The following is a 506-nucleotide window of genomic DNA, read 5'->3' as shown; positions in this document are numbered from 1 at the left end:
CTTTCCGGTCAAGATATCAATGTGAGCGGAGAAAGTGTGACGATTGATGGCATGACAGATCATCATAAAAGCCATTCAGAGGAGCATGAAACAGGTTTTGGTGTGGGATCAGGCAAGGGCTTTGTGTCGATATACGGGAGTGAGGGAAAGACAGAAAATGAAGAGAGTTTTGAGCATCAAGGTTCTTCTCTCAATGCGGATGGCAATATCAACATCACTGCCAAGAAAAAAGATGTGAAAATTGTTGGCTCTGACCTTGCAGGGGAAAATGTTAATCTTACCGCAGCTCGTGATGTGAATGTTTCACCTGGTCATAATAGCCATTCCTCAAGCTCAAAGGAAGAACGTACAGGCTTTGGCATTCAGTTTGAAAAGAGCAACAGCGGTGTTTCTGTAGGTGTTGGAATTGCAAGCGCCAAAGATACGGGCGATCAATGGGAAACCACTTCCACACAATCACACATCACGGCACGCCAAGATGTGCAGATTACTGCTGACAATGATGT

1 protein-coding gene is annotated in these 506 nt (G+C 44.9%); it reads left to right on the top strand.

What is annotated here, in order from left to right; genetic code table 11:
- A partial coding sequence (locus tag ACFIM6_RS10210; RefSeq protein WP_375612708.1) for a hemagglutinin repeat-containing protein occupies positions 1-506 on the top strand: 506 nt, incomplete at both ends.

Source organism: Bartonella sp. AA9NXGY (genome assembly GCF_042196845.1).
Lineage (GTDB): Bacteria > Pseudomonadota > Alphaproteobacteria > Rhizobiales > Rhizobiaceae > Bartonella.
The sequence above is the reverse complement of the archived record's forward strand: the minus strand, read 5'-3'. Positions and strand labels throughout refer to the sequence as shown.